General features: G+C 49.5%; 3 protein-coding genes. All 3 read left to right on the forward strand.

What is annotated here, in order from left to right; all coding sequences use genetic code 11:
• The first annotated feature begins 299 nt into the window (after positions 1-299).
• The 3 genes from SCT_RS14310 (at position 300) to SCT_RS14320 (ending at position 2,701) form a co-directional block, all read left to right on the forward strand.
• Positions 300-539: a ribbon-helix-helix domain-containing protein gene (locus SCT_RS14310; RefSeq protein WP_059424302.1), complete on the forward strand. Its 240-nt coding sequence runs from the start codon at positions 300-302 to the stop codon at positions 537-539.
• Positions 539-949, forward strand: coding sequence for a putative toxin-antitoxin system toxin component, PIN family (locus SCT_RS14315; protein ID WP_059424304.1), 411 nt, complete (start codon positions 539-541; stop codon positions 947-949). The genes SCT_RS14310 and SCT_RS14315 overlap by 1 nt, the downstream gene beginning before the upstream one ends.
• Before the next feature lie 639 nt (positions 950-1,588).
• Entirely contained in the window at positions 1,589-2,701 is a 1,113-nt protein-coding gene (locus SCT_RS14320) for a tetratricopeptide repeat protein (RefSeq protein ID WP_059424307.1), read from the forward strand.
• Positions 2,702-2,755 lie beyond the last annotated feature (54 nt).

The following is a 2,755-nucleotide window of genomic DNA, read 5'->3' on the forward strand; positions in this document are numbered from 1 at the left end:
ACGGATTCGACACCCGCATGGTAACGCGACAAGGCTCTCAGCCCCTCTCTATCTCTATGATCGGAAAGATACTTCTCTTAAGTTAGTGCCATTGGAGTCTGTCCCCTATTATTTTTTGACCCCTTTATTTTGCTATTTTTGCTGAAATAATAAAGGGTCTGACCCCTTTATTTTGCTATGTCAATATATGCTGAAATTATAAGGGTTCTTACCCCTTTGTTGGAATGCACCCATCTTGAAGCCAGTCTCATCTTGGTGTATAAACATACAAACACCTAAACACCGATCAAGGAATAATCATGAGCCAGATACGCTGGAATATTGCAGTTTCTCCGGACACCGATCAATCGCTTCGCATGTTCCTTGCCAGCCAGGGTGGCGGCCGAAAAGGCGATCTGTCACGCTTTATTGAGGAAGCCGTGCGCGCCCACATTCTGGAGCTGACTGCAGAGCAGGTGAAAACGGCCAACGCCGCCGTGAGCGAGGGAGATCTGACCGCCATGGTTGACGAAGCCGTGCAATGGGCACGTAACCACTGATGCGGGTCGTACTCGATACAAACGTCTTGCTCTCCGCACTCATCTCGCCACATGGTGCGCCAGATGCAATTTACCGCGCCTGGCGTGCCGCCAAATTCGAGGTGGTCACATCACTGGCGCAACTTGACGAACTGCGCCGTGCCAGCCGTTACCCCAAATTCAAAGCGGTATTGCAACCACACCAAGTGGGCGCAATGATCAACAATCTCCAGCGCGCAATCGTGCTGGATCGGCTCACATCGGACGTTGAGGCGGACGATCCGAACGATACGTTTCTGCTCGCGATGGCACTCGCAGGGGAGGCGGACTATCTGGTCACTGGAGATCATCGGGCCGGCCTGCTACAGCGAGGAAGCTTTGGCCGAACGCGGATTGTCACACCAGGTGCATTCTGCTCGGAAGCCCTCTGACTGCGCGGCATCATCGGTCGCCCGCCCAGCGGTGCCTCGGTCAGCCATTCAAGATAGAAGCAATAATCCTCATTGGAGAAGAAACACGCCTGACGGTTATTGCCACGCTGGATCAGGTGCTAGGAAATATCAGGAAGATCGAGGCGGGACATGTGGAAAATCAATGAGGGAGTAACCCTTGAAGGTTACCAGAAAACCGTGGTCCCTGAGGTTTCCACCTATTATTTTTCTCACCAATTGTTACTGTAACTCGTTGATGTCTATTGTTTAAGGGTTCTTACCCCTTTGTTGTGCCTCGCCTACTTCAAGGGAACAAATTGGAGCCCGAAGTCTTCCACATGACAACCCCTTCGTTCCATGATGGATGACGAAAAAGCCGACGTATCATTCTGTTACGCTTGATGTCAATATATGCTGAAATTATAAGGGTTCTAACCCCCTTTGTTCCTATCCACGCCTGCACCAACTACATTTGACGCGCCGGGATGCTACCAGAAGCCGCTGAAGATTTACATGATCAATTTCCGCTCCAAATTCTGTTAATATCAAAAAATATTTCAACCTCAAGGTTCATTGATGAGTTATGCGATATTCAATCGTTTAGCATAATTGATCAAATATTTAGCCAGGTAAATAACTATGCTAGCCCCAAGCAGAAATCAGCCATGCCCCTGCGGAAGCGAAAAAAAATTCAAGCACTGCTGCGCAAGTAAAAAAACCACATCCTCGGCACAAGCGTTTCAAACCAGCAAAGATGCGGTGCTGAGCCTGCCAGGCAGAGGCATCATCCCCATACCTAATGCCCTACAGATCGCCATTCAACATCATCAACTAGGCCAACTTCGCAAAGCTTCAGAAATCTATCAACTCATTCTGCAACAGCAGCCAAGCCACATCGATGCCCTGCATTTGCAAGGCGTTATCATGCATCAGACTGGCAAACATGCGTTGGCCTACCCATTGATAGAGAAAGCAATTAGCCTCAACCCTAATGTAGCCAATTTTTACAACAATTTTGGTGAAGTGTGCCGAGCCATGGGCAAGCTGGATAAAGCCTATTCCCATTATGAAAAAGCGCTCTCACTCCAGCCGAATTTTCCTGAGGCAGAGCGCAACATCGGGCTTACACTACGCGAACTGGGCAAGTCGGACGAGGCACTTTTACGCTTCAAAAGCGCCATAACACTCAACCCCAGCTACCTGGATGCCTATCTGGCACTGGGCGAAACCCTGCATAGACAACGCAATTTTGAAGGTGCACTTGAATGTTATCGTCAGGCACTCGAATTTGCCCCTGACAACCCAGCCCTGCTCTGCCAGATTGGCATCGCCCTGCGTGCAAATGGCAAGCTGGATGACGCGATTCAGCATTACCAGCAAGCCATAGCCCGGCAACCTGGCATATCCGCGTTATATAACAACCTGGCTTTGATTCATGAGTCCATGGGAAATCGAGCAGAAGCTGCCGCCTGCTATCGGAAAGTGCTGGAACTGCAACCGGACGATGAAAGTACCAGACATTTATTAAACGCGCTTGAGCAAGTGAATAGCGAACGTGCGCCAGCTGCTTATGTACGCGAAACGTTCGATAATTATGCCAGCAACTTTGAGCACCACCTTATAGAAAAGCTGGAATACCAGACACCAACCCTTCTTGGCGACGAGATTAAAGACGTCCTGGGGCCAAGCTCCTGCCCACTGGATATTCTCGATGTTAATTTGCGCCGAATATTGACCCGGGATTTGCACTGAAAATTGACCCACCCGATAAGCCACAGTATGGCTCAAGTTACAGATGGATTTCTA

The sequence above is a fragment of the Sulfuricella sp. T08 genome (genome assembly GCF_000971475.1).
GTDB lineage: Bacteria > Pseudomonadota > Gammaproteobacteria > Burkholderiales > Sulfuricellaceae > Sulfuricella.

What these genes read in the sequence shown, in the direction of transcription:
- SCT_RS14310 (WP_059424302.1), top strand. Translation starts at nt 300, where the DNA reads ATGAGCCAGATACGCTGGAATATTGCAGTTTCTCCGGACACCGATCAA.
- SCT_RS14315 (WP_059424304.1), top strand. Translation starts at nt 539, where the DNA reads ATGCGGGTCGTACTCGATACAAACGTCTTGCTCTCCGCACTCATCTCG.
- SCT_RS14320 (WP_059424307.1), top strand. Translation starts at nt 1,589, where the DNA reads ATGCTAGCCCCAAGCAGAAATCAGCCATGCCCCTGCGGAAGCGAAAAA.